This is a genomic window from uncultured Chloroflexus sp. (assembly GCF_938091255.1).
In the GTDB taxonomy this organism is placed as follows: domain Bacteria; phylum Chloroflexota; class Chloroflexia; order Chloroflexales; family Chloroflexaceae; genus Chloroflexus.
Window position 1 is genome coordinate 37,267 of record NZ_CALLJH010000015.1, and the last position, 24,395, is coordinate 61,661.

At 57.6% G+C, this 24,395-nt stretch carries 19 protein-coding genes and 1 pseudogene; 7 read left to right on the forward strand and 13 right to left on the reverse strand.

Going from position 1 to position 24,395, the window contains the following annotated elements:
- Positions 1 to 42: 42 nt before the first annotated feature.
- From kaiC to Q1A00_RS06740, 5 genes are all read right to left on the reverse strand, one after another.
- Complete coding sequence (gene kaiC, locus Q1A00_RS06720; RefSeq protein ID WP_298401769.1) at positions 43 to 1,587, reverse strand: circadian clock protein KaiC; 1,545 nt, start codon at positions 1,585 to 1,587, stop codon at positions 43 to 45.
- A gap of 39 nt (positions 1,588 to 1,626) precedes the next feature.
- The gene (locus Q1A00_RS06725; RefSeq protein ID WP_298401772.1) at positions 1,627 to 1,908 is read right to left on the reverse strand and encodes a circadian clock KaiB family protein; all 282 of its coding nucleotides are present in this window, start codon (positions 1,906 to 1,908) and stop codon (positions 1,627 to 1,629) included.
- Positions 1,909 to 1,942: 34 nt separating this feature from the next.
- Positions 1,943 to 3,127, reverse strand: a complete 1,185-nt coding sequence (locus Q1A00_RS06730; protein WP_298401775.1) for a PAS domain-containing protein — start codon at positions 3,125 to 3,127, stop codon at positions 1,943 to 1,945.
- Positions 3,128 to 3,282: 155 nt separating this feature from the next.
- A complete protein-coding gene (locus Q1A00_RS06735; RefSeq protein ID WP_298401779.1) occupies positions 3,283 to 4,551 on the reverse strand; it encodes a cystathionine gamma-synthase family protein in 1,269 nt (422 codons plus the stop codon).
- A 36-nt stretch (positions 4,552 to 4,587) separates the two neighbouring features.
- A complete protein-coding gene (locus Q1A00_RS06740; RefSeq protein WP_298401781.1) occupies positions 4,588 to 5,826 on the reverse strand; it encodes a DUF445 domain-containing protein in 1,239 nt (412 codons plus the stop codon).
- Between the two features lie 189 nt (positions 5,827 to 6,015).
- Here Q1A00_RS06740 and Q1A00_RS06745 point away from each other — a divergent pair, with 189 nt between their 5' ends.
- The gene (locus Q1A00_RS06745; RefSeq protein WP_298401783.1) at positions 6,016 to 7,026 is read left to right on the forward strand and encodes a mechanosensitive ion channel family protein; all 1,011 of its coding nucleotides are present in this window, start codon (positions 6,016 to 6,018) and stop codon (positions 7,024 to 7,026) included.
- 403 nt (positions 7,027 to 7,429) lie between these two features.
- On the opposite strand, the gene Q1A00_RS06750 is transcribed toward Q1A00_RS06745, so the two are convergent.
- From Q1A00_RS06750 to Q1A00_RS06760, 3 genes are read right to left on the reverse strand one after another with little or no spacing between them, the layout of a single operon-like run.
- Positions 7,430 to 8,371: a CPBP family intramembrane glutamic endopeptidase gene (locus Q1A00_RS06750; RefSeq protein ID WP_298482853.1), complete on the reverse strand. Its 942-nt coding sequence runs from the start codon at positions 8,369 to 8,371 to the stop codon at positions 7,430 to 7,432.
- 19 nt (positions 8,372 to 8,390) lie between these two features.
- A complete protein-coding gene (locus Q1A00_RS06755; protein WP_298407358.1) occupies positions 8,391 to 9,035 on the reverse strand; it encodes an SdpI family protein in 645 nt (214 codons plus the stop codon).
- A complete protein-coding gene (locus Q1A00_RS06760; RefSeq protein WP_298407361.1) occupies positions 9,028 to 9,339 on the reverse strand; it encodes an autorepressor SdpR family transcription factor in 312 nt (103 codons plus the stop codon). Before Q1A00_RS06760 ends, Q1A00_RS06755 begins: the two co-directional genes overlap by 8 nt.
- Positions 9,340 to 9,515: 176 nt before the next feature.
- On the opposite strand from Q1A00_RS06760, the gene Q1A00_RS06765 reads away from it, so the two are divergent.
- The 3 genes from Q1A00_RS06765 (at position 9,516) to Q1A00_RS06775 (ending at position 11,994) form a co-directional block, all read left to right on the forward strand.
- Complete coding sequence (locus tag Q1A00_RS06765) at positions 9,516 to 9,995, forward strand: poly(R)-hydroxyalkanoic acid synthase subunit PhaE (RefSeq protein WP_298407364.1); 480 nt, start codon at positions 9,516 to 9,518, stop codon at positions 9,993 to 9,995.
- A gap of 12 nt (positions 9,996 to 10,007) precedes the next feature.
- The gene (locus tag Q1A00_RS06770; protein WP_298407365.1) at positions 10,008 to 11,114 is read left to right on the forward strand and encodes an alpha/beta fold hydrolase; all 1,107 of its coding nucleotides are present in this window, start codon (positions 10,008 to 10,010) and stop codon (positions 11,112 to 11,114) included.
- A gap of 139 nt (positions 11,115 to 11,253) precedes the next feature.
- Positions 11,254 to 11,994: a glucose 1-dehydrogenase gene (locus Q1A00_RS06775; RefSeq protein ID WP_298407367.1), complete on the forward strand. Its 741-nt coding sequence runs from the start codon at positions 11,254 to 11,256 to the stop codon at positions 11,992 to 11,994.
- Between the two features lie 393 nt (positions 11,995 to 12,387).
- On the opposite strand, the gene Q1A00_RS06780 is transcribed toward Q1A00_RS06775, so the two are convergent.
- Complete coding sequence (locus Q1A00_RS06780) at positions 12,388 to 14,202, reverse strand: 5'-nucleotidase C-terminal domain-containing protein (RefSeq protein ID WP_298407370.1); 1,815 nt, start codon at positions 14,200 to 14,202, stop codon at positions 12,388 to 12,390.
- Between the two features lie 367 nt (positions 14,203 to 14,569).
- Between Q1A00_RS06780 and Q1A00_RS06785 the strand changes: the two genes are divergently transcribed.
- Complete coding sequence (locus Q1A00_RS06785; RefSeq protein ID WP_298407373.1) at positions 14,570 to 16,879, forward strand: 1-deoxy-D-xylulose-5-phosphate synthase N-terminal domain-containing protein; 2,310 nt, start codon at positions 14,570 to 14,572, stop codon at positions 16,877 to 16,879.
- Positions 16,880 to 17,047: 168 nt separating this feature from the next.
- Here the strand turns inward: Q1A00_RS06785 and Q1A00_RS06790 are convergent, their stop codons facing one another.
- From Q1A00_RS06790 to Q1A00_RS06805, 4 genes are read right to left on the reverse strand one after another with little or no spacing between them, the layout of a single operon-like run.
- A complete protein-coding gene (locus Q1A00_RS06790; RefSeq protein ID WP_298407376.1) occupies positions 17,048 to 17,914 on the reverse strand; it encodes a uridine kinase in 867 nt (288 codons plus the stop codon).
- Between the two features lie 9 nt (positions 17,915 to 17,923).
- Positions 17,924 to 18,577, reverse strand: a complete 654-nt coding sequence (gene fsa, locus Q1A00_RS06795) for a fructose-6-phosphate aldolase (protein WP_298407378.1) — start codon at positions 18,575 to 18,577, stop codon at positions 17,924 to 17,926.
- A gap of 12 nt (positions 18,578 to 18,589) precedes the next feature.
- A complete protein-coding gene (locus Q1A00_RS06800) occupies positions 18,590 to 19,348 on the reverse strand; it encodes an SDR family NAD(P)-dependent oxidoreductase (RefSeq protein ID WP_298407380.1) in 759 nt (252 codons plus the stop codon).
- Between the two features lie 15 nt (positions 19,349 to 19,363).
- On the reverse strand, positions 19,364 to 21,331 hold the full coding sequence (locus Q1A00_RS06805) for a M15 family metallopeptidase (RefSeq protein ID WP_299755867.1): 1,968 nt from the start codon (positions 21,329 to 21,331) through the stop codon (positions 19,364 to 19,366).
- A gap of 824 nt (positions 21,332 to 22,155) precedes the next feature.
- Between Q1A00_RS06805 and Q1A00_RS06815 the strand changes: the two are divergent.
- Positions 22,156 to 22,803: pseudogene (locus tag Q1A00_RS06815) on the forward strand (CAP domain-containing protein).
- A gap of 211 nt (positions 22,804 to 23,014) precedes the next feature.
- Positions 23,015 to 24,193 carry a DUF3048 domain-containing protein gene (locus Q1A00_RS06820; protein WP_298407390.1) on the forward strand — a complete coding sequence of 393 codons (1,179 nt, stop codon included), beginning with the start codon at positions 23,015 to 23,017 and terminating at the stop codon, positions 24,191 to 24,193.
- The last annotated feature ends 202 nt before the right edge of the window (positions 24,194 to 24,395 follow it).

The following is a 24,395-nucleotide window of genomic DNA, read 5'->3' on the forward strand; positions in this document are numbered from 1 at the left end:
AATCTCCCCCACAACCAGCCAGTGCCAATGGAACGTCGCAAGCTAATTGGTTGGCGCAGAGTCTCGGGCAGATTCGTCGCCCTCGTCATCGCGGAACATCGCACTCAGCCGATCAATTTCGCTCGGCGCAATATGGGTAAACTGCCCAGACAAAATGCCGGAGATATTGCGGAAGGGCCGGCCAATATGCATGCCACGGCTATCGATGGTAAATTCGCGAATGTCTTTGTCGTGGCTCGAACCGCGCATCTTGAGCACCGTCAACCCGCGACGCATCTCACCAAATAGCTCGACATAGCGTAAGAGAATAATCGAGTCAGTGATCGTCGAAATATGCGCTTCGGTAATTGACGAACCGCCAAGCAAGGTTGGCGTCGTCGCGGTATAGAGGCCGGCCATCTCTTGATGTTTGATGAACGAGGTCAGGCCAATCACAAACTCGCGGAAGCCCTTAATCGTCGCTACCCGTTCGAGCGCCGAGAGGCTGTCAACCGCCACCCGTTGCGGACGGAAACGGTCGATTTCGGCCTTCATAAAGATCAGTTGATCTTCGAGGCTGGTCACTTCGGGGTAGTTGCAGATCACACGCAGCAGACCATCGCGTTCCATCTGCTCGAAATCGATCCCCCAGCCGATCGCATTGCGGAAGAGTTGGTCGCGGCTCTCTTCAAAAGCAAACAGCAGCGAGCGTTCGTTTTGGCGCACGCCGGCGGCCATAAACGTCGTTGCCATCAGAGTCTTGCCGGTGCCGGTTGCACCGCTCACTAATACGATTGAATCGCGGAAGAAACCACCGCCGCACATGCGGTCGAGTTCAGTATTGCCCGACGTGGTACGCACGCTCGACGAGCGTTGTTTCAACTCGATCGCCGAGAGCGGAATAACGTGAATGCCCTCGCCGGGAATGACGGTGAAGGGGAAACTGCCCTTCTGGTGCGATGTACCGCGGAACTTGAGAATCTCGACGGTACGCCGGCGCTTCTCGTCTTCGAGTAGGTTGCGTAGGATCACCACGTCATCTGAGACAAACTCCTCGACGCCGTAGCGGGCAATTTCGCCATACTCCTGTGTGCGCTCAGCGGTCAGCACGGCGGTCACTCCCAACCGGCGCAGTGTGCTAACGATACGGAGCAATTCGTTGCGCACCACCCGCGAATCATTCAGGCGGGTAAAGATCGCGCCCAGCGAATCCATCGACAGCCGGACGGCGCCAATACTCCGCACGGCATGCTCGATGCGCGCCAGTAGCGCACCAAGATCGTACGAGCCAAGTTCAACCAGCTCCTCTTCTGGCTGCGGCGAGACATCGACAAAGGCCCATTTCCCCTCGGCCTCCCAGCGGGCAATATCCCAGCCAAACCCCAGCATATTGCGGCGCAAGGCTTCCGGCGTCTCTTCAAATGTCACAAATACGCCCGGCTCGCCACGCTTAATGCCAGCCGCCAAAAACTGGGCCGCAAAGACCGTCTTCGCGCTGCCGGCAGTGCCCGATACAAGGGTCGTCCGACCTTTGGGCAAGCCACCGTTGGCGATATGGTCAAAGCCGGTAATTCCGGTAGGAAGCCGTTCGATCTGATCAGCGCACACCAGCGTTCTCCTTATTGGTTGCACAGAGGCAAGAACGTCTCAAGACTGTGGCGGTAGATTCAAGACATTCAACAAATCTGTAACGCTCGACAGGTCGCCAATCACTCGCCGGTAGGGTGGCGGCGAACTTTTGATCAGGGTCGGCGTCGCCAAAATCTTTTGATTCTCGGCCTGCTGCGGATCAGCAAGCACATCAATAACGGTCAACTCACATTCATAGCCAGCCAACTCTTGCTCGATCATCCGGCGAAGCGTGCTAATCGCCCGTTCGGCGCGTGGTGTTTGGCCAGCGATATAAAGATGCAAAACAATCTTACTCACAGTCTGTTCGTCCCGGCAACCATTTCAGTCGCCGCTACTCTGAGTCACGGAAAGACAATTCACCAGCCGCCATAGATCGATAATACGATGCCAGATGACCCATTAGTTCTAGCAGAAGCAGGCGCCCTTCTTCAAAATATGCTTGCAATTTCTTAGGCGTAGTATGTTGGCTGCGATTACGCATCGCTTGCAAATGAACTTCGATCAGATCACGTGGCGCTGCCCAAATCGAACCAAACCATTCGCCCAAGTCGCGCAATGCCCGTGATGGCGCTGGGGTGCGATGGACACGGCTGGACAGCGCCTCTTCGAGTAATGCGCTGTACCGTTCCAGTCCTTGGCTAAACAGCTCAGGGGCACGTTGGCGCAATGGCGCTGTTAACGAGCGTACCATCTCGTCGGGCCGCGAGATCGCCTCAACCGAGACCAGCTCGCGTTCCATTTGGCGTACCTGTTCGCGCAACATCTCGGCTTCGGCAGCAATGTGGGCAGCCCGACGCTGGTCGGTAATATCGTTGTGGGCCACCACTAACCCCTGTCGCGTCCCACGTAATGGTACTGCCCGCAAGGCAAACCAGCGTGTGCCCTGTGGGCCGGGGCAGGGATATTCATACGTGAATTCGGCCAGCTCACCTGAGAGAACCGCTTTCAACCCCTGCAGCACTTCCGGGCCGCCGGTGCCCGGCCCAGACGCCGCGCAGGCAGCAAAATAATCAGCGCCTACACTGATCGACGCTAGATCGGTAATTCCGTTTTCGCGGCCAAACTGGAGCCATGCTTCGTTTACCGCCACAATCTTGCCTTGCTTATCCAGCACCACTATTTCGCTGGTCAGCGAATTGAGGATCGCAATGCTGAATGCTTCCGCTTCCCGGAGCGCCGCCTCGGCCTGTCGCTCGAAGGTGACATCGCGTAACGTGATCAAGAGCGCATCTTGCCCTTCCCACATGATCGACAAGACCCGCATCTCGGCGACGGCAAATTCGCCATTAGGACGCAAAACCTCAACTTCCGCTCGTTCGCCAACAACCAGCGGAAAGCCGAATATTTGGCCGTGTAGCTCAGCGCCATGGCGATTCAACAGCCGCTCGGCAGCACTATTAAGAAAACGCACTGCCCCGCTGTGATCGACAATGATCGCGCCATCAGCGTCATGGCTTACAACTGCGCGCAGATGGTCTTCTGCTGTCGAGCGGGGCTGCATTTCGATATCAATCACCTCACTATTCACGCACAATGCAGCAGAAGTCAACTATCACCGGTTTATGATACAGTAAGGACATGCCATATAATAGCATGATGACGTTCTCTTCTGCGTCTGTCAAGTTCGCTTACGTGAATATTGTCACAATTGGAGCGTCAATGCATACACCGTCAGACCGCACGTAACGCCTGATTCAGATCGGCAATCAGATCATCGGGGTGTTCAACGCCCACCGACAGACGCACCATACTCGGGCCAATGCCAAACTCGATTCGTTCTTCGGGATCAACATCAGCATGGGTCATTGTCGCCGGATGCTCGGCCAGCGATTCGGTGCCACCTAAACTCACCGCCAGATGAATCAGTTGCAGATGGTTGAGGAAGCGAAACGCCTCAGCCTCACCGCCACGCAGGTCGAACGAGATCATCGCTCCCGGCCCCAAGCACTGCCGCCGGTAGATGTGATACTGTGGATCGTCGCTATTGAGATGGCCTAAATAATAGACCCGCTCAACCTTGGGATGGTTGGCGAGAAAATCGGCCACCCGCCGCGCCCCACTTTGTTGCGCTTCCATCCGCACTTTGAGCGTTTCGAGCGAGCGCAAGAGTAGCCAACCCGTATGCGCGCCTGCCATCGTGCCCATAATCGTGCGCATCCCCTTGACTTGGGCGATCAGTTCGCGACTGCCCAAGCAGACGCCGGCGATTACATCGCTGTGCCCACCTATGTATTTCGTCGCCGAATAGAGCACCAGATCAGCGCCGTGGGCTAACGGGTGCTGCCAGAGCGGGCCGAGAAAGGTGTTGTCAACCGCCGTCAACACCCGGCGCGGTGCGCGCTTGGCCAGCGCCGCAAAGCCGGCAATATCGATGAGCGCGTTGGTCGGGTTGGCCGGCGTTTCGAGGTAGATCATCCCCACCGCATCGAATAATCCGGCCCGCCGGAGCTGGGTCTCAACCTGTTCGGGCGCGACGCCCGATACAAAACCGTACCGCCGGATGCCAAAGGCCGGCAAAACGTGCTTGAGCAGATAATCGGTGCCGCCATAGACTGGCTCGCTATGCACAATCACGTCGCCGGGGCGCAAGAAGGTGAGCAGTGTCGTGGTAATCGCCGCCATGCCGCTGGCAAACACTGCTGCCGCTTCGGCGTGATCCCAGAGTGTGAGCCGATCCTCCAAGATCTCGAGATCAGGATTATTATGCCGGCTATAGATCAGACCAATCTCTTCGCCCTCGTGCGGATGGCGCAAGCCGTAGGCTAGCTCGAAAAAGGCTTTGCCCTCTTCCGCCGTCTGAAAGACGAAGGTTGAGGTCTGAAAAATGGGGCACTTGATCGCGCCTTCCGACAGCGCCGGCACATAGCCGTAGCTCATCATCAAGCTTTCGGGATGCAGCCGCTGGCCGTCAATCGTGGTTCGTTTGCTCTGTTTCACCATACATCGCCTCCTCGCGACCTGAGCAACGTCGCTCGCTCACGTAAAGAACAGTGATACGCTGTAAATGATTAGTCCGACTAATCCGCCTACAATGGTACCATTAATGCGGATAAATTGCAGGTCACGGCCAAATTGCAGCTCGATCTTACGCGTCACTTCCGCCGTGTCCCACCCATTGACCGTCTGTGTCACAAACTCGCCAATCGCGTGCCCATACCGGCGCACTAGTGCCGCCACCGCTGCCGTCACCCAATGCTCAACCTTCGCGCGCCATTCGGGATCACGTTCCAGCAGATCGGCAAACCGCCCAACCGCCGTCATAATCGAGTGGCGCAGCGTTGACGATGGCGACACGCTTTGCCCCAGCAAGGTCAGCTTGAGATCACGCCAGCTCGCTTGCGCCAGTTCGCGCACCACGGGGTGGGAAAGTATCTCTTGTTTCAAGACTTCACCTTGCTGTTGCACCTGTGGATCGAATTGGAGATCGACGATCCAGCGATCGATTAAGGCAGTAAATTGTTGGTAGAGGGGGTGATCAGGGTCTTCACGCAATTCGCGCAACAGCCGTTGAATCCCCTCCAGCAACCGCTCGTAGATGCGTTGATCGACAATCCGCGGCACCCATGCCGGTAACTCACCAGCGATACGGCGACGGATTTCTTTTTCGTTACTGGCAATCACCTCAGCTAGCAAGCTGACCAACTGCATTAAGGCATCGCGTTGGCGTCCGCCAGCCACCAAAATGCCAAGCATGCGTCCAGCCAACGGCGCCGCCGGAATCGTTGCGATCCGTTGATTAAGGCCACGCGCTAACGCTTGGCTTACCTCCTCATCATCAACCACTCGCAACAGACCGCCAATCGCGTCGGTCGCTATATCGGCTACCTGTTCACCCTGCTCTGGATCACGCAACCAATGGGCTAACCGTCTCACCGGATCGTGTCGCTGGATCCAAGCAGTTACCTGATCTGGACTAAGGAAGTTGGTTTCGATAAACCGGCCAAAGCCAGCCGCAATGCTGGCTTTACGCGCCGGCACGATGGCAGTATGCGGGATCGGCAAGCCTAATGGGTGGCGAAAGAGGGCTGTCACCGCAAACCAGTCGGCAAACGCGCCAACCATGGCCGCTTCGGCAAAGGCGCGCACGAACGGAACCCATGGCGCGGCGTCGCGCCACATGCTGGCTAGCACAAAAACGACGCCCGCAAGCACCAATAGCCCGGTTGCCACCATCTGCATACGGCGGAGCTCAATCTGTCGTTGTTGATCGTCCATTCGTATGTCAGCTCCTTAACATCGCAGTACCTCAGGCGTACAATGAAGATCACTGCGCGTCTCATCATTGAACCGTTCACCCACAAAATAGGTCTCAGGATGCACTTCACAGTGCAATCACATTATTGTACAAAAGACTCGGTAAACAGCGGCGAACATCTACACCAATTCATCAGGTATACTACTGCTATGACTGCAAACGAAATCAACGGTACAACAACCACTATCTTACTCGTGCTAGTACTGCTCACCGGCCTCATTCTCGATTGGCTGGTACGGCCACGGGTACGGCGCTGGGCCAACACACGCAACCGGATCGTCATTGAGTCAATCGCGATTGCGCTCGGTGGTCAGTTTACGTTTTGGACACTGGTCATTGCGCTCCGCTTCTTCAGCGGCAACCTGATCGGCGATGAATTACGCGCTGCTTGGCAACCGGTGTTTGAACTCGCGAGTGTGCTTGCAATCACCATTTTTATTGTGCGGCTGATTATCAATCTTGTCGATACGTATCTACGCCATCGCCAGATCGGCAACATCTCGCTCATTAACAATCTGCTGCGCGGGTTGGGGGCATTAGCCATTGGTGGTACTCTCCTGATTAGCTACGGCGTCCCGTTAGGGCCGGTATTGACCGTAATCGCCGGTTCGAGTCTCGGCCTCACACTGGCCTTGCGCGAGCCGCTGGCCAATTTTTTTGCCGGGGTGCAGATTATCGCCTCTAATCGGGTGCGGCCCGGCGATGTTATTCGTCTCGCATCGGGCGAAGAGGGGATCGTTACTGATATTCGCTGGTCTGACACCTACATCAGGCAATTGGCCAACAACATCATCATCATTCCGAACGCCCAGATGATTTCGCAGATCGTGACCAACTTCAGCCGACCCGAACCAGAACTGGCTGTGTTGGTCGATTTCGCCGTCGGGCCTGATGCCGATTTGGCTCAGACCGAAGCGATTGTGCTCGATGTCGCGCGCACAGTGCTGGCCGAGACACCCGGTGGCGTGGCCACCTTCGAGCCGTTGGTACGCTTCAACGCAATCGATGCCGCTGGCATCCGCTTCACCGTCGTCTTACGCGGGCAGAGTTTCACCGATCAATTTCTTTTGCGTCACGAGTTCATCAAACGGCTGCGGGAACGGCTGCGGGCTGAAGGGATTGCCCCACCTACGCAGATCGTGCGGGTGCAGAACGAATGAGGGCGGAGCAGGCATTAATAGAGGGTTATGAAGCGACATAAAGACAAGGAGGCATACTATGAATCCATTCGAGCGGTGGAAGGGATTGCTTGACAGGTATTTCGAACCGGTAGAGGTGAGAGAAGTAGCTGAGCTATTTGGCAAAATAAGGGGGGATAATGTTAGCATTTATGCTAGTAAAAGAATGAGGCTGGAAAAATCCTAGTTACCCACTGACGAGAAGATATAAATAAAGAGGAAGGAGAAACATCAATCTGCGATTATGTTATCGCAGATGAGCACTTTTGTGGTATGGTATTTATTAACCCTCGGCATATTGACTTTGTACCATGGGAGCAGATCATAAGGATAAGTAAATCATTCCTATCACAGCCGTAGGGGCGACCGAAGGGTCGCCCCTTCCTCACAGGCGATGTGCTGCCGACGCTACCACCAATCGTTGCCTATCCGGCGGATCGGCTACCGGCAACTGCCGGCTCAGCCCAAGGACAGCGATCACCGCCAACCAGAGCGGCCAACCAGTGATGCCCAGCGCCGTCGCCCAGATCGTGTCAACCGTTGCCCCTTCACGGGCAAAGAGCGTAAGCGCGCCACCAAAAGCGTTGATACTGCCATGCCCGATCACTGCCGGCCAGACGCTCCCCGTCGCTAACCGCGTCCACCCCAGTACAATGCCAACCAACACGCAGAACACGGTCATCATCACTACCCCGAGCGCTGGATTGGTCGGGTAGTTGTAACCGAGCAGGATGATCGGCGCGTGCCACACGCCCCAGATCACGCCACTGATAATCAGCGCCGGCCATTGGCCGAGCGGCAGCAACTGCGGTAAGAGATAGCCACGCCAGCCCCACTCTTCGCCAAACACCGGCACCGCGTTGAGCAATGGCCCAGCCACTAGTGCTACTCCTAGTTGCGCAATCACAATTGGCCATACCGAAACATTCGCCAGTGACTCGCCCGCACCCGCTGCGTTGAGCAGGGTGCGAAACCCTGACAGCGATAGATCGAGATCGTAGACGCCGAACAATGCGCTGAAAAACGGTGAGACGACCATCACGAGGCCCGGTACCGTCCACGCAAACAGCCAGTACCACCCCCAACGCCGGCCCTTGCCGATCCCTAGCCCGGTCGCTTTCACAATCCCTTCCGGCGGCGGACTGATCCATCGGATCACGATCAACGTCGCTAACGCCGGAGTGAACATCATCGCCAGCATCAGCGGCAACGCCAGCGGATCAGCCAAGCCGGTTTCGCTTAGCCACAACGGCGCGCAGCACAACCATGCTAATCCTACACTCAAGCCAACAAACCCAACCAACCCACGCCAATTCAACGATGTCATCTTCAATTTCCTTTCGCGGCTAGCTGGCCCGGTGCAGCCGCCGCCATACAATGTACGAATACGGGATGGTTGCCAAAACCGGCACAATGATCAACGGAAAACTGGTCACAAACAGCCAATGTTCTGGCACGAACAGGCTGACCAACGCCGATGCCACACCACCGGCCACAAATAGGCGCGCACCCACCCGATGCGTGATCCGCCATACCTCGGCATCGGCCAACGTCCACGGGGTGCGAATACCGACAAAATAGTTTGGTGTCACCCGCCCTAGCTCATTCCCCAACACTGCAATAAGCAGTCCGCTACTTACACTGATCAGGCGCGGCACACTTATCGACCAGCCCACCGCGACTCCAACCGTTATCAGATGGATTGCGGCAAAGAAGAGCGCCAAGCTGTTCATGATCAGAGCATAGGTACGGGCAAAGGCGACATAGCCCTGCCCACGCGGATCGATCCGCGGCAAGAGTGGCGCCAACACGGCCATTAACGTCGCGATAGCCGGCGGGAAGAAGGCGACAAACCACGAACTGCCGTAGCCATCAATCTCGCCAGCCGCATTCCAATGGATCGGCGCCGGATCAGGGATGAAGGGCAGCATCACTGCACCAAACACCCACATCAGCGCCGTGATGACGATCATGAACCGTAGATTACGCATGGCCGTCCTCCTTTCGTTGTGTATCGACGTCTGCGCCAACCTTAAATAGATCCATTAAAAGACTTAACACCTCTTGTAACACGGTTGCATTCAGGCGATAGATTATGTGCTGGCCATGCCGCTCGGACGTCACTAGATCAGCCGCCTTGAGCACATTGAGATGGTGCGATACACTCGGCGCCGAGATAGAAAAACGGCCTGCAATCTCGCCCGCCGTCATATCGCGCTCGTTCAGCATCTGAAGAATTGCCCGCCGGGTCGGATCCGAGAGGGCTTGAAGTGTGCGTGTGATCGCCTTTTCCATAGATAATTAGCCAACTTTCTAAATACTCTCAACCTTTAGTATAGATAGCTTCACTGCATCACGTCAAGAGCGAATGTATACTATATGTAACCATGCTGTAACTACGTCCACTACCCTATGGAAAGAACCGCGCATCTTAACGCGCCTTGACGGCGCGCCGTCAAAGGAGATTGGCAATGACACAGCCTCCGAATGGCTTTGATCCGAACGATCCGATCGGCACGTGGCGGGCTTGGCGTGATGCTAGCCTCGACGCATGGGCGAAGAGCTTGACCGCAATGGTCAACACAGAAACCTTCTCGCAGGCGATTGGCGCGCAACTCGACGCGCTGCTCGCTGTCTCCGGCCCGGTCCAACAGGCAGTTCAGCAGTATATGGAACGGTATCTGGCCCAAGCTCAGATGCCTTCGCGCAGCGAAGTGGTGTCGTTGGCCAGTCGGCTCACCAACATCGAGTTTCGGCTTGACGATATGCAGGTGCAACTCGATGAGCTAACTGACCTTGTTCGCCAATTGGCTGCAGCTGGTGCGCCGGCGCCGGCCGATGTCAGCGTTATCAGCGACCGTCTCAGTGCGATTGAAGAACAGCTCGCTTCGCTTGCCAATACCCGTCCGGCTGCTCGTACCCGCAAGGCGACGACAGAAGACAAAGAGTAGGAGTGTTTCACTATGACTAGTGCAGATGCCGCGCCGATCGACTTCGAGCGGATGACCGAGCAGTTATTGAAAGAGATTGAACGCACCACCAAGAGCAGTGATATGGCTGCTCGGATCGCGACCAATCGCATTAAGGTCGCGGTCGGTCAGACGCCGAAGGAGCAGATTTGGGCGCTGAATAAGATGCGTCTCTATCACTATTATCCGCAGGTGCCCCCGGAACAGCGTAAGGCAGTGCCGATTTTGTTGGTCTTCGCACTTATTAATCGGCCCTACATCTTCGACCTGCGCCCCGGCAATAGCTTCGTTGAGTTTCTGCTCCGCCACGGCTACGAGGTCTATCTGCTCGATTGGGGCACCCCCGGCCCTGAAGACGCGCATTACAATTTCGAGGATTTCTCGCTCAAGTTCTTGCCCCGTGCCGTGCGTGCGATGCAGCGCCATAGCAAGAAGCGTGAGTTCACGATGCTGGGCTGGTGTATCGGTGCGACAATTGTCACCATCTACGCCGCCATGCGCCCCGATGACGGTCTCCGCAACCTGATCTTGCTGACCGCGCCGATCGATTTTAGTGATAAAGAAGGTAGTACCTTCAGTCGCTGGCTCAATACCGAGTACTATAACGTTGATGAACTAGTACGTCAGTTTGGTAATGTGCCCTCGACCATTATTGAGTACGGCAACAAGATGCTTAAGCCGGTTGAGAACTATATCGGCACCTACCTCAAGCTGTGGGATAACCTCGACAATCCGGCGGTGGTTGAAGCTTGGCTTGCGATGAATACGTGGGTGACTGATAACGTTGATTTCCCCGGCGCCGCCTTCCGCCAATGGGTAGTCGAGTTCTTCCGCGAGAACCGGCTGATGGAAAATAAGTTGATGATGGAAGGTCGCATCGTCGATCTGGCTAACATCAAGGCCAATCTGCTCAATGTGATTGCCGATAAGGATCACATTGTCCCCAATTGCCAGTCACGCTCGATCATGGATCGGGTCAGCAGCAAGGATAAGAAGCTGATCGAACTGAAAGGCGGCCATATCGGGATTATGGTTGGCAGCGGCGCGAGCAAGCGCGCATGGCCGCTAATGGAAGCGTGGCTGAGCGAACGAAGTAACTAGCGTCCCCGCCCGGTGATTCGTATACCAACCGGCATCGCTGTACCGTAGACGGCGATGCCCAGTCTTCTTATTGTCTCAATTTCACCCTGACCAGCATCTCTCTCGCTTGGTCGAGTTGTAACGTCAGAAGGAGAAGGCTATGCGTCTGAGCGGAAAAGTGGCGATCATTACCGGTGGCGGGCAGGGCATTGGACGCGCCACGGCGTTGCTGTTCGGTAAAGAGGGCGCGAAGGTTGCAGTGGCCGACATTAACGAAGAGGCCGCTACCGCTACGGCAAATGCGATCGTCGAAGCCGGCGGCGAGGCTAAGGCATTTGTGGTCAATGTTGGGCAGGCCGCTTCGGTGGAAGCAATGGTCAAGGGAGTAGTTGAGTGGGCCGGCACGATTGACATTTTGGTCAATAATGCCGGCATTACCCGCGATGCCCGCATGATCAAGATGACCGAAGAGCAGTTCGATGCAGTGATTAATGTCAATCTGAAGGGCGTTTGGCTTTGCACCAAGTATGTCGCGCCAATTATGATCGAGAAGGGCCAAGGCTCGATCATCAATGCCGCTTCAATCGTCGCCTTCAACGGCAATTTCGGCCAGACCAATTATGTCGCCTCGAAAGCCGGCGTGATCGGGATGACCAAGACTTGGGCGCGTGAGTTCGGGCCGAACGGTGTTCGCGTGAATGCCGTCGCCCCCGGCTTTACCCAAACCGAGATGATTGCGCACGTGCCCGAAAAGGTACTTGATGAGTTTAAGAATCGGACGCCGCTGCGGCGCTTGGGTACCGCCGAAGATATGGCTTACGCTTACCTCTTCCTCGCTTCCGATGAGTCGAGCTTTATCACCGGTGAGGTGCTGCCGGTTGATGGTGGCTTGGAATTATAACGCAGCGAGTCGGCTACGCTGCCAGTAGCGGGCAGAGACGGTTCGTCGAGCCGTCTCTGCTAGATTCGGCATCCAGAACGTTTTCGTGTCTTTGGTGTCTTTTCGTGGCTATTCCTCACTACCGGCGACGGTTGTCGCCACACAACCCGCCCCCTCCCTCGCAGTGCGAGAGAAGGGGCGGACAGAATACCCGATCTAGCACCCGGCCCTGAAGGGTTGGGGTAGGGTGACGAAGCCCGCTACGCCGACTGATAGCTCTAACCCCTCTCCCACTAGCGTGGGAGAGGGGAACGAAGCACCGGACTTTACCGCATCGTACAGCGATCAACGGTTACACGCGACCCCATGTTCTGCCCGCTCCGCAAAGTGCAAGCGAAGGGGCCAGCGAGCAACCTACTGCTCGACCTCAGCCACCTCAGTTTCAACAGTTTCCGCCTCTTCCGCCACTGCACTACGCTGCAACGCTGCACCACTAGCCAATGCCGCCGCGCCCAATCCAGCCAGCCACGCCAGCGGCGTCAGCGTGCCGCCGGTGTTGGGCAGTGTTGCTGGTACCGGCACCGGTTGCGCCGGAGCTTCTGGCTGGGTTGGCGTCACCGCCGGGGCAGCCCCAACCGCGATTCGGCCATCAACTGGCGGATTAACCGGCGAATTAGCGGCAATGTACTCTTCCACCACGTCGGCTAGAATGAAGCCGGTATCAACCTGATTGCGTCCGCGGGTAAAAACGCTATAGCCATCACCGCCGGTGAGCATAAAGTTGTTGGTGACGACGATGTAGTCAGCATTTGGATCAATCGGTGCGCCACCGACAGTCACACTTGTCACCCGGCTGGCTGCCGGCAGCGATGGATCGTAGGTGAATCGGAAGCCGGCAATCTGTGGGAAGCGGCCCGCGCCGCTCTCAACTTGACTGACGCCGTTGTTGAGGGCCTCGATCACTTGCGCGCCGGTCAGCGTCACTAATGCCAACGTATTACCGAACGGCAGCACTTCCAAAATCTGGCCGACCGTCACCGGCCCCGCCGGGATCGATGCCCGAATGCCACCGCCGTTGGTGATCGCCAGCGTCGCCCCCGCGCTGCGCGCCTTGGCCAACATCGCTTCGGCCACCAGATTGCCCAGATTCGTCTCACGCGAGCGGATGTTGTTGCGGCTGCCATCGAGATCAACCGCCGCCGAACCAACCACCCGCGCGCGCAACTGCTCGATTGGGCCTTTAAATACCGCAATTCGGTTCTCGAACCCTTGATCCGCCGGCAACGACGGCAGCACCTCAGTCGGATTGCCCTGCAAATCGATCACCGTGCCCGCTGCATTAAAGGCTACAGTAATATCACCGAGCCAGCGCCCCCACTCCCAGTCGGTTACTACGACCACCGGTTTACCATCAGGGCCGGCAATCAGTTCGGGGTAGGGTGGTGTACCAACCTTGTTCATCGGCCCCATCGGTGTATGTGAGTGGCCACCGATGATTAAGCTCATTCCGCCTACTTCACGAGCAATCCGCCGATCAACGTTAATCCCGACATGGGTCAGGGCAATGATGGTGAAGACGCCCTCAGCCTTCAACGCCGCCACCTGCTGGCGCGCCGCTTCGATCGCTGACGTGAAGTTAATGCCGGGGCCGGCGTTCGAGAGCACGCCGGTGTCTTCCGGGGTCAGGCTGAAGATACCGATCTTCCGGCCATCTTTCTCAATGATCGTGCGCGGCTTGATGAGGCCGGCCAGTGGGTTGCCGGCGGCAACCGCGATATTCGCGCTCAATACTGGGAATTTGGCCCGCGTGATGAAATCAACTAGCGCCTGCGGACCTTTGTCAAACTCGTGATTGCCAACGGCCATCGCCTCGTACCCCATCACATTGTAGAACTCGAGGTCGGCCATGCCGTTGTACTGATTGAAATAGAGCGTTCCTTGGAAAACATCGCCGGCATCGACCAACAAGGTGGGCATTGCCGTCTCGCGGCGGATCTTGTCGATCAATGCTTTGCGACGCGAAACACCGCCATGAACTGGATTGTTGCCGCTAAACACCGGTTCAATCCGGGCATGGTGATCATTCGTGTGTAGAATCCGCATGCGGAACGCAGGATTTTCTTGCGCCAATGCTAGCCGGAAGCTGCCGTCGCTGTAGATTGCGAGCAGCGCACCGGCACCCAAAGCGACCGTCCCTTTAAGAAACCGCCGACGTGAGATTTTCTCCATAAGGCATGGTCTCCATTTCAAGTCGCGAACAACCACAACTAAACCGCTTTGTCCTTCACAAGGACAAGCCGGTTGGATTAATCGAGTGCGCAAGCATCAAGGTGCAAACCAATGTTGAACTGAAATGGGCATGCGCATAGTACCGCAAATAGAGCGTTTTGGCAAGTGAATTAGAGCGTTTTTTACCATTCTGATGCACTTAAGCTTTTTTCAATTTCTTTTAATCGCTTCTTTATAACGACTTAACCTACTCTCACTGCAATGGTAAAGTTAAGAAACGTTCCTCTGCGACAACCTCAATGGCAACAACCGTGCCATCAAGTATAATATCAATGACCCTACACGACTGACCAATAAGGAGCAATGTATGCCCCGCATTGAGCCGACCCCCGCGCTGATCAGTGCTATCGAAGAGGTGCAACAGCGTGTGCTCTGGTTATCAACGCTGATGGTCCATCATGCGAACCACGTTCGTCCCAATCTCGACGGCGTGAAGGTAGGCGGCCATCAGGCTTCGTCGGCATCGATGGTCACGATTATGACCACGCTCTATCTGCACTATTTGCGACCCGGCGATCGGGTGTCGATCAAACCGCACGCTTCCCCGGTTTATCACGCTCTCCAATATTTGCTAGGCCGGCTCGATGCGCGCTACCTCACCCAATTGCGGGCTTTTGGCGGTCTGCAAGCCTACCCGTCACGCACCAAAGACCCTGACCCGCCCGATTTTTCCACCGGCTCGGTCGGGCTCGGCGCAGTCGCGCCGGCATTCGCCGCGCTCAGCGCGCAGTATGCGGCAGCTCATTTCAATCGGTCGGCGACGCAGCGTTTCATTGCGCTCGTCGGTGATGCCGAACTCGACGAAGGGAATGTCTGGGAGGCGGTGATTGATCCCGCTCTCGCTGACCTCGATAATCTGCTCTGGATTGTTGATCTCAACCGGCAGAGTCTTGACCGGGTGGTGCCCGGTATCCGTGCGGCCCATCTCAAACGGCTCTTTGCCGAGAGTGGTTGGCGGGTGTTGGAAGCCAAATACGGCTGCCGCTTGCAAACCCTCTTTACCCAACCCGGCGGCGAGGCGCTACGCACCCGCATCGACAAGATGAGTAACGAGGAGTATCAGGCGCTGATCCGGCTTGCCGGCCCTGATCTGCGCCCCCGCCTGATCAATGGTGATGAGCGCCTTGCCCGCCTGCTTGCGTCGATACCCGACGCAGAGTTGCCAGCAGTGCTGGCCAACCTTGGCGGCCATGATGTGATCGAACTGCTTAAAACCCTCGCTGCTGCCGATGCCGAACCACGCCGGCCAACAATCATCTTCGCCTATACGATTAAGGGATGGGGACTGCCCATCGCTGGCAATCCGCTCAATCACTCGATGCTGCTCACACCTGAGCAAATTGAGGCGCTGCGCGCGCAGTTCGGTATCGCTCCCGGCCACGAGTGGGATCGGCTGCCGCCCGATTCGCCCGGCGGTCGGCTGTGCGCCGAAGCAGCGGCCCGTTTGTATGGTGCGCCTGATCAACCAAAGCCTGCGGTGACGATCCCGCTGCCGGATGAAATTGCTGTGCCGGCTAGCGGCATGGTCAGCACCCAAGACACCTTTGGTCGCTTTCTGGTGCGCGTCGCTGATCTTACCGGCTTGCGCGAACGGATCGTCACCGCTTCGCCCGATGTGTCGGTTTCGACCAATTTGGCCGGCTGGATCAACAAGACCGGTGTGTTCGCCCGTCACGAAGAGCCGGATTTTGAGACCGAAGCCTATCGTATGTTGCGCTGGCGGCGTTGGCCGGGTGGGCAGCATATCGAGCTGGGCATTTCTGAGATGAACCTTTTTATGCTGCTGGGGATGTTTGGTTTGGCAGGCGACCTGATCGGCGAGCCGCTCATCCCGATTGGCACCGTCTACGATCCATTTGTTTGCCGTGGTCTTGATGCGTTCATCTACGGTCTCTATTCGGGGGCGCGGTTCATTGTGGTTGGTACACCGAGCGGGATTACCCTTTCGCCCGAAGGTGGTGCCCACCAGTCGTCAGTTACGGCATCACTGGGGATTGAACTACCCAATCTCGCCAGTTTCGAGCCATGTTTTGCCCTTGAAACGGCATGGCTCTTACATGAGGCATTACGACTCTGCATTGATCCAAACGGTTCGGCTAGCTATCTCCGCCTTTCCACCCGCCCAATTGATCAAAGCCTGCTCCAACCGGCCCTTGACCGGCTCGGCGCCGAAGAATTGCGCCGGCAGGTCTTGCGTGGCGGCTACCGGCTGATTGACCGCATCGATTACCAAGATCATCCAAGTGCGCCAGTGGTGCAGATTGTTACCAGTGGCACATTGGTGCCCGAAGCGATAGCGGCGGCCCATTATCTGCGCCGGGAAGGGGTTGCAGTAAATGTGATCAATCTCACTAGCGCCCGCCGTGTGTACGAGCAATGGCAACAAGGCGGCGACGTGAGCTGGCTCATCCCGCCGGGCGAGCGCAACGCGCCGATCGTGACCGTCCATGATGCCGCTTCACACGCACTGGCATGGCTCGGCTCGATCTACGGCGCACCGCTCCACGCCCTCGGCGTTGACCGGTTTGGCCAATCAGGGGCACGTGATGACCTCTACCGCGCCTTTGGGCTTGATCCGCTGTCGATTGCCGAAGCAGCGTTTGAGTTAGTAGATTAAAAACCGCAGGGGGGCGCAGAGAACGCAGAGGCAGGCGATACGGTTGACTATAAGCACGCTTACCGCTACACCCGCAACTCCATCAGAGCAGGTTTCGCAGTTATGGACATTGCCCCCGCTCACCAACCTTCTCTGCTGCAATCTCGGCGCCCTCTGCGGTGAAATCACCTACCCCCGCCCGTGCAACAACAACGTCGCAATCAAGGTCTGGGCAAAGGTCAGCGTCGCATTGGCCGGCGCTAGTTCTTCACCGGTCACTACCTGCCCGCGCACCGGCAGGCGCTTGCGCAAGGCGTCGCTCACCTGCTGGAGCGCAGGATCATTCTTTGCCGAAACCAACACTGCCGGCAAGCGATCTTCATCTGCCGGCACCGGACGGATTTGGATCGCTGCTGCGGCCTCTGCCGGCTGCGCCGCGCTCGCCAAGTCAAAGGTCAGAGCGCGCCGCCGCAGCGACATCTGCAAGTCAAGCCCATCCGTCGCCGGCACAAAGCGCAACACCACATCCGCCAACGGGCGCTGGGGAGCGATGTAGCGCTGGATGTCACGCTCGCGGGCCGGCCATGCCATACGCACCTGTTCGAGCGTATAGCCGCGCTGCTTGACATCACGCTCTTCCCGCCAACGACGATAAAGCTCAGGGGCTGGATCGAGGTAGACCGTCAAGTCAAACAACTCAGCCTGTACCGGCGGGGTCAGGGTGAGAGGGCCGTAAGCGATCACTAAACCGGTTGGCGCCACGCGCTCACTCCCACGAGGCACGCCAGCCACGTGATCGTACACTGGCTTATCAATGGTTTGGCAGCTACGCAGCGCCGCCAGATCAGCCGCCATGCGCTCAAGATCGGTCGCCGCTGGATCAGCGTCGGTTAAACCGAGCGCCGCCCGTTCAGCCCGGCTATAGCGCAGATAGTCATCAAGACTGATCGGCGTCACTCCCTGCGCCCCTAGCAGACGAATAATTCCGCGGGTCAGCGTCGTCTTGCCAGAGCCGCTGGCGCCAATCAGACCAAGCATCAAGGGTTGGTCAGGCATAACCGCTACTCACGAACCCGAACGCGATTTCCAATCGGCCAGAAATTGCTCGATGCCGCGATCAGTCAACGGATGGCGCATCGCCTGCTGCAATACCTTGAATGGGCAGGTAGCAATATCCGCCCCCGCTAGCGCCGCTTCGACAATATGACGGGGATGGCGGATCGAAGCAGCCAGAATCTTGGTTGTAATCTCGCGATCTTGGCGGTAGATGCCGGCAATCTCGCGAATGAGTGCCATGCCGTCAACGCCAGTATCATCTACGCGCCCGACAAAGGGGCTGATGATAAACGCGCCGGCCCGCGCCGCCAACAGCGCCTGCACTGAGTTAAAGCAGAGCGTCACGTTGCAGCGAATGCCGTGCTTGGCCAACTGGCTGACCGCGCGCAACCCCTCGGTCGTGCTCGGCACCTTGATAATCACGTTCGGGTGCCACGAAGCGTATTCGATACCCTCGCGCACCATGCCCTCGGCATCGAGCGAGATGGTCTCGGCGCTGATCGGGCCATCAACCAATTCAGCAATCTCGGTAATGATGTCCTTGAAATCAGCGCCGCGCTCACGCGCTATCAGGGTCGGGTTGGTCGTCACCCCACTCAGAATCCCCCAACTGGCCGCTTCCCGAATCTCGGCCAGATTAGCCGTATCGAGATAGATCTGCATTGCATTCCTCCTTTACTTTGGCGCCATCCGAATGGCACCGTCAAGCCGGATCACTTCGCCATTCAACATTGGATTTTCGATAATATGCTGCACCAGCGCAGCATACTCCGCCGGACGGCCTAGCCGTGAGGGGAAGGGTACCTGTGCGCCGAGCGACTCACGCGCTGCTGCCGGTAAACTAGCCATCATCGCCGTGTCAAAAATACCCGGCGCGATTGTCATCACCCGGATGCCGAAGCGGGCCAATTCGCGCGCTGCCGGCAATCCCATCCCTACCACGCCCGCTTTCGAGGCAGCATAAGCGATTTGACCAATCTGGCCGTCAAACGCCGCAATTGAAGCGGTATTCACAATAACCCCGCGTTCACCCTCCTCATTCGGCTGATTGGTTGTCATCGCCTGTGCCGCGTAGAGCATCATCTGAAACGTACCGATCAAATTGACCTCAATTACTCGCTTGAAACGGGCCGGATCATGCACGCTATCGCGCCCCAACATCCGCTCGGCCAGCACGATACCGGCGCAGCAGACCAGCGCGTGCAGACTGCCGCCATCCGTTGCTGCCGCCACCGCCGCCGCACACTGCACCGGATCGGTCACGTCGGTACGCACAAATTGCCCGCCGATCCGTTCAGCTAGCTCAAGACCGGCTGCCTCGTTCAGATCGGCAATGGTAACCCGCGCGCCGACCCCCGCCAGCCGCTCGGCTGTCGCCGCTCCTAACCCCGATGCGCCGCCGGTGACCAACACACCAAGACCGTTCAGTTGCATTGCTTGCTCCTTTGCTCAGCGGGCAACTGCCCATTCAAAATGCATGCCATCACTGGCGCCTCTGCCATCGTAATTCCAGTGACCGCCCCAGAAGAACCCCAGCGCATTGGCAATCGGTACTAACTCGCGCACCGAGCCGCGATCGCCCACCAGCGCCGCTGGCTTGTAGAACGCATTCCATTGCGCGTTGATGTCGAAGGCCGTGCCATAAGCATGGTTGCTCAGCGTGGTAGGATTGTTGCGAATGGTGCGCGGCCACCAAGCGCCGTCAAATGTTAACACCAAATGCAGCAATCCCGCATCTTCCCATGCCTGCCACAACCGGCGCAACTGGTCAGCCGCCAACCGGTGAAACTTGATCTGCCCGCCGTTGGTATTACGGAAACGGGCTAGTTGCGGGATAGACACCTCGATCAGGTTCTGCGCCGCCCAATCATTGGTGATCGTAATATCATCACCACTTTTGCGCACCCACTCGATTTTACCCAAGATTCGCTCGCGCTGGCCGTTGCGGTCGGTCAGAATGTTGAAATCGGGCATTGGCGGCCAATTCGGATCGCGACGCGGCGGCCCGGCTCGCACCACTTCCGGCGCAGTCGAGATTGATGAAACGGGCGCTGGCGCAGCGGGTTGCGGCACTGGCTGGGCTGGTTGCGCCGGAGCAACCGCCGGACGCGGTTGCCATGTCTGCACCTCGGCTGGGCGCGGCAGCTCGCTCATCCGGCGAATCACGCCGTCCGGCCCACGATACAGCGTATCATAGGCAAAGACTTGGAGATCGTAAGGTGCCCCGTTGATTGTTTCGTGCAGTACGCCGCTCAGCGGCGTACCCAGCTTCAACTCTAGCGCCCGCTGGTGAAACGGATCGGTAGGATTGTACGGCACGCCGGCAACTTTGTACGTTTCGGCCCACAGTTGGGCATACTGCGGGCTAGTCGGATCGGTCAGACTGAGAAAGAAACAGCCGGATTGCCGGCTCATCGGCGTATAGAGCGTGTCACCGGCAAAGACTTGTACGGCAAAAGCGCGATCGGCGGTCACATAATTTCCGCTGAGGGCTGGACCAAGGTTGGCTTGCAACGCCACGAAATGGAAGCGCCAATCGGCGCGAAACTCAGTCTTACCCTCGAGCGGCGCGCGCGCGGCGCTTGCTTTCAACGCACTACGATAGCTCGCCTCAATCAGTGCCCGGCTCACCCCGCCGGTCGGAATCGCACCGATGTCTGGCCCCAACAGATTCGCTAAACTCTGCACGGCAGCATACTGCGTACCCTCATTAAAGATCGTATCACGCGCAAAGACCTGAAAGTTATACGTCTTACCGTCAAGTGCCACCGGCGGCGGCTCGTTGGCAGCCAGCGGCGCACCGAGATCAAACTTGCCCCAGTGCAATGAAAAAGCTTGGTTGAGCCGCAACTGCGCGCCGCGCTGCCGCCACGTCACTGTTGCCAACCCTACCCATAGCTCTTGTTCAGGCGAGCGAACGCTCCTGCCGAGAAGTAATCCATCAGCAGAGGCAACCGACGGTGGTGGCGGCAAATACGGCTGCACTCGGTTCCGTCCAAGGATGTCGGTGGCAAGCCTGCTCACGTCAGCTAACAACAGATCATGCTGCACAAGTAGGCGTGGCAGCCAATCAGCCAACACCGTTGCCTGCGCCTCGCTCAGATCGGTTAGCGCCGGCGCTTCAAGGCTGATAATCACCGCCACCCGATCAAGATTGTGGCTTCGCCCCCGCCAGATTGCCCGGCCCAACCCATGCCCGGCGCGTGTGGTAGAAACCAATTGATACAGGTCGCCATTGCGATCAAGATAGAAATGCGGCAACATTGCCGCTTCCACGCTTTGATAAGCGGCCAATGCCGCTGCTGCGGGCTGCTCATCGGCCACCGCCACCACTAATGCCGTCGGGCTACCTGCGCGACTCCTCCCCGCCCGATCCGGTCTCCCCACCGTGATCGCCTGCACCTCAGCGCTGCTCATGGCACGCTCCATCATTGCTAAAAAATGCTCTCGGCTCATCGTAGCACAGTGCCGTAGAGAAGGCAACGAATCGCGTGGAACCGCTTCCCAACTCGTCTGCGTCGTGGTATCGCAATTTCGTGTCCCCACCGCCGGCCCCTCCCGCTGGGGGGCCCCCTCTGCGACGACCGGCTCATCACAGCCGTGGCGGCCAGCCCCTCCCGCTGGGGGGCACCCTCACCCCCTCCTTGCTCTCACCTAAGTGGCAGCGGGACGCTACTGTCTTCCGCTTCAGCAATGCCGCTCTCGCCTCCGAGTGGCTCCCCCTGCGTCCTCCGCGCCCTCTGTGGTAAAAACACGCCTCCTCCCCCCCCCCGGAAGATGGGAGCGGGGCCGAGGGGTGGTTGTGTCAGGCAGCAAAAGGAGCGGGGGTGAGGGCCGATCACACCGGCACAAAGGCTTAGGAATGGTGTGGATGGTGTATCATTTCTGCTCCGTATTGCCTCCTTACCTACGGTACGGCACAACGGGAGGACTACTCGCAAGATAGTATAAAAAACCCTATTGCCTGCTATAGGGATTGATTGGTATATTATCGTTATAGACTGAGCTAATTTATCAGTTTATCGGAAGTCACTTTCTATGCGCCTCTTCCTGCTCTCTTGTTCGCTCATTGCGAACCTTATGATGTTTCTGTCACTGCCGGCCAACGTCGTTGCCAAACAGCAACGCCGCAAAGCCTGCCAAACACCATCTTTATCCCTCTAATTATCCGCACAGTGACGTACCCACCCCTCTCATCCAACTGGTTAGAGCGGGTTAACGCCTATCGGGCGCGGGCCGGCGTGCCACCGGTTACTGAAAGTAGCGAACTCAACAGCAACTGCTGGGAACACGCGCGCTATATGGCCGAGAATAACCACATTACACACAACCAAGACCCGACCAAGCCCTTCGCCTCGCCCACCGGCCAGATCTGCGCGCAAAAAGGCAATGCATAGATTGGATGGGGCAGCAGTTGGCAGTCGGCTGACGCTATTGATAGCTGGATGAAATCGATTGGCCATCGCATCTGGTTGCTCTACCCCACCACGCCAACTTTCGGGTTTGGGTTTTACACCACGGCCAGCGGAGCACGCAGCGCGGCTGCACTTGATGTGTTGTCTCATTTTGTCGATGGTGCAAGCTACTCGTATTGGCCGGTGCGTTACCCCGGCATTGACCAAACCGATGTGCCAGCGACGCAATATCCGATTACGTTGCAATGGCGCTATTTCGGTAGTACGCCAGTGATCAGCGGCACGGATCTGCGCGTCGTCGGCGGCAACGCTATCCCTCACACCAGCACGACGAGCCTGCCGGTCGGCCATAAAGGGATCGTTGTCACCCCTACGAGCAATTTACCCACCAACAGCCTGATCGAAGTATCGATCAGCGGATCGTATGATGGTCAACCGTTTATCTACACGTGGCAGTTCCGCACCGGGAACTGACAAGGCGAGCAATCACGGCCCACCCTTATTGTCTACGTAGCAGGCTTTTAGCGGACGCCTTAGCGCAGTTGCACTGCCGCATTCCATCCAAGAACGACATCTTTTCAAGTTTGACCGCCCAACCGCCCAACTTGCGCCCCGCCAAACCCATGGTATAATAGGCCGCCCGCGCTGCTCCGCCATGACCTGCGGTGCATAAGGAAAGAAACGCATGAAGAGTCGATGTTCTGCATTAGCCTTGCTGCTGTGCATATTGTTGATGAGCGCATGTAGTTCGGCAGTTGCCAATGAGCCTGCGCCGTCGCCTCTACCAACGCTCGTTGCAATTGCAACTCGGCTGCCTACTGCAACTCCGCAGCCGACGTCCGTACCAACACTTCCACCAACAGCTACCCTAGAACCCACCGTTACACCAGAACCGCCTGCGACCCCTGAACCAACCGCCACCCTAGCGCCTACTGCCACCCCCGCACCCATCACCGCACCGCTCGCCGTTCCTCGCGGTTCGGTCACTAGCCGGCCCTTTGCGGTGATGTACGATAACCATCCCAATGCCTACCCGCAAACCGGGATAGATAAGGCGGCCATCGTATTCGAGGCGTTGGCCGAGTTCGGCATTACCCGCTACATGGCGATCTTCATCCCCGGTATTTCGCCTGATGTCCCAGTAATCGGCCCGGTCCGCAGCGCCCGTTCGTACTATGTCGAATGGGCAAAAGGGTTCCGATCGGTGTACGTGCATGCCGGAGGTTCGCCTGAAGGGCTGCTTTTAGCCGAAACCTCCATCGAATTGATCAATATGGACGCGCTGCGCGGCAATGCCAGCGGTTATTTCTACCGCACCCGTGATCGCAGCGCACCGCATAACCTCTATACCAATAGTGCTAATATTGCCGCATTTGCTTCGGCTAATGATCGCCCGGTGGAAGGGTTAGAAGAGATCGGCTTCACCTATTCACCTGAAGCGCCACTCGCCGAACGGCCTGCGCAACAATCACTGCGCTACTTCTTTATCTATCGTGAAGCGAGCGTTGGCTGGCAGTACGATCCGGTCACTAACAGCTATCGCTATCTGCGCGGCAATCGCCCGCACGTCGATGCTGCCACCGGCGCGCAGTTGCAGTTTAAGAATGTTGTCATTCTCGAAGTGCCCGAACGACCTATTCCAAACGATCCAAAAGGCCGGATCGAGCAGGATGTGATCGGTGAAGGCCCGGCACGCATCTTCCGCGATGGCCGGATGATCGAGGCCACGTGGCGCAAAGCGGCAGGCTATGCTCAACTCTACCTCGTTGATGCTGATGGCAACGAAGTACCGCTTGCCCCCGGCTCGGTCTGGATCGCGGCCATCCCCGACCTCGCCAATATGACGGTTGAGGGCGGGCGCTAACATAACGCCCCGGAGCCCGTTGCTCCGGCTTGATTGGGCGGGCGCCGCCAAGCGCTGGCTCTGTTTGCCAGATGTACCGCTTACCACGCTCGCTACTGCGCCTCGCAGCGCACGAAGCGGCGCCCCGGCAGACGCATCTTCAGATAATCCTATGACGGGGTATTGGTGGCGTTTACCTACGCCGGCAGACCCCACCACGCGG

Bases quoted from the DNA above. Each gene is read 5' to 3' on its own strand.
- Q1A00_RS06770 (WP_298407365.1), top strand. From the start codon at position 10,008: ATGACTAGTGCAGATGCCGCGCCGATCGACTTCGAGCGGATGACCGAG.
- Q1A00_RS06790 (WP_298407376.1), bottom strand. From the start codon at position 17,914: ATGCCTGACCAACCCTTGATGCTTGGTCTGATTGGCGCCAGCGGCTCT.
- Q1A00_RS06820 (WP_298407390.1), top strand. From the start codon at position 23,015: ATGAAGAGTCGATGTTCTGCATTAGCCTTGCTGCTGTGCATATTGTTG.
- Q1A00_RS06745 (WP_298401783.1), top strand. From the start codon at position 6,016: ATGACTGCAAACGAAATCAACGGTACAACAACCACTATCTTACTCGTG.
- Q1A00_RS06785 (WP_298407373.1), top strand. From the start codon at position 14,570: ATGCCCCGCATTGAGCCGACCCCCGCGCTGATCAGTGCTATCGAAGAG.
- Q1A00_RS06800 (WP_298407380.1), bottom strand. From the start codon at position 19,348: ATGCAACTGAACGGTCTTGGTGTGTTGGTCACCGGCGGCGCATCGGGG.
- Q1A00_RS06740 (WP_298401781.1), bottom strand. From the start codon at position 5,826: ATGGACGATCAACAACGACAGATTGAGCTCCGCCGTATGCAGATGGTG.
- Q1A00_RS06750 (WP_298482853.1), bottom strand. From the start codon at position 8,371: ATGACATCGTTGAATTGGCGTGGGTTGGTTGGGTTTGTTGGCTTGAGT.
- Q1A00_RS06755 (WP_298407358.1), bottom strand. From the start codon at position 9,035: ATGCGTAATCTACGGTTCATGATCGTCATCACGGCGCTGATGTGGGTG.
- Q1A00_RS06765 (WP_298407364.1), top strand. From the start codon at position 9,516: ATGACACAGCCTCCGAATGGCTTTGATCCGAACGATCCGATCGGCACG.
- Q1A00_RS06805 (WP_299755867.1), bottom strand. From the start codon at position 21,331: ATGAGCAGCGCTGAGGTGCAGGCGATCACGGTGGGGAGACCGGATCGG.
- Q1A00_RS06760 (WP_298407361.1), bottom strand. From the start codon at position 9,339: ATGGAAAAGGCGATCACACGCACACTTCAAGCCCTCTCGGATCCGACC.
- Q1A00_RS06735 (WP_298401779.1), bottom strand. From the start codon at position 4,551: ATGGTGAAACAGAGCAAACGAACCACGATTGACGGCCAGCGGCTGCAT.
- Q1A00_RS06780 (WP_298407370.1), bottom strand. From the start codon at position 14,202: ATGGAGAAAATCTCACGTCGGCGGTTTCTTAAAGGGACGGTCGCTTTG.
- fsa (WP_298407378.1), bottom strand. From the start codon at position 18,577: ATGCAGATCTATCTCGATACGGCTAATCTGGCCGAGATTCGGGAAGCG.
- Q1A00_RS06775 (WP_298407367.1), top strand. From the start codon at position 11,254: ATGCGTCTGAGCGGAAAAGTGGCGATCATTACCGGTGGCGGGCAGGGC.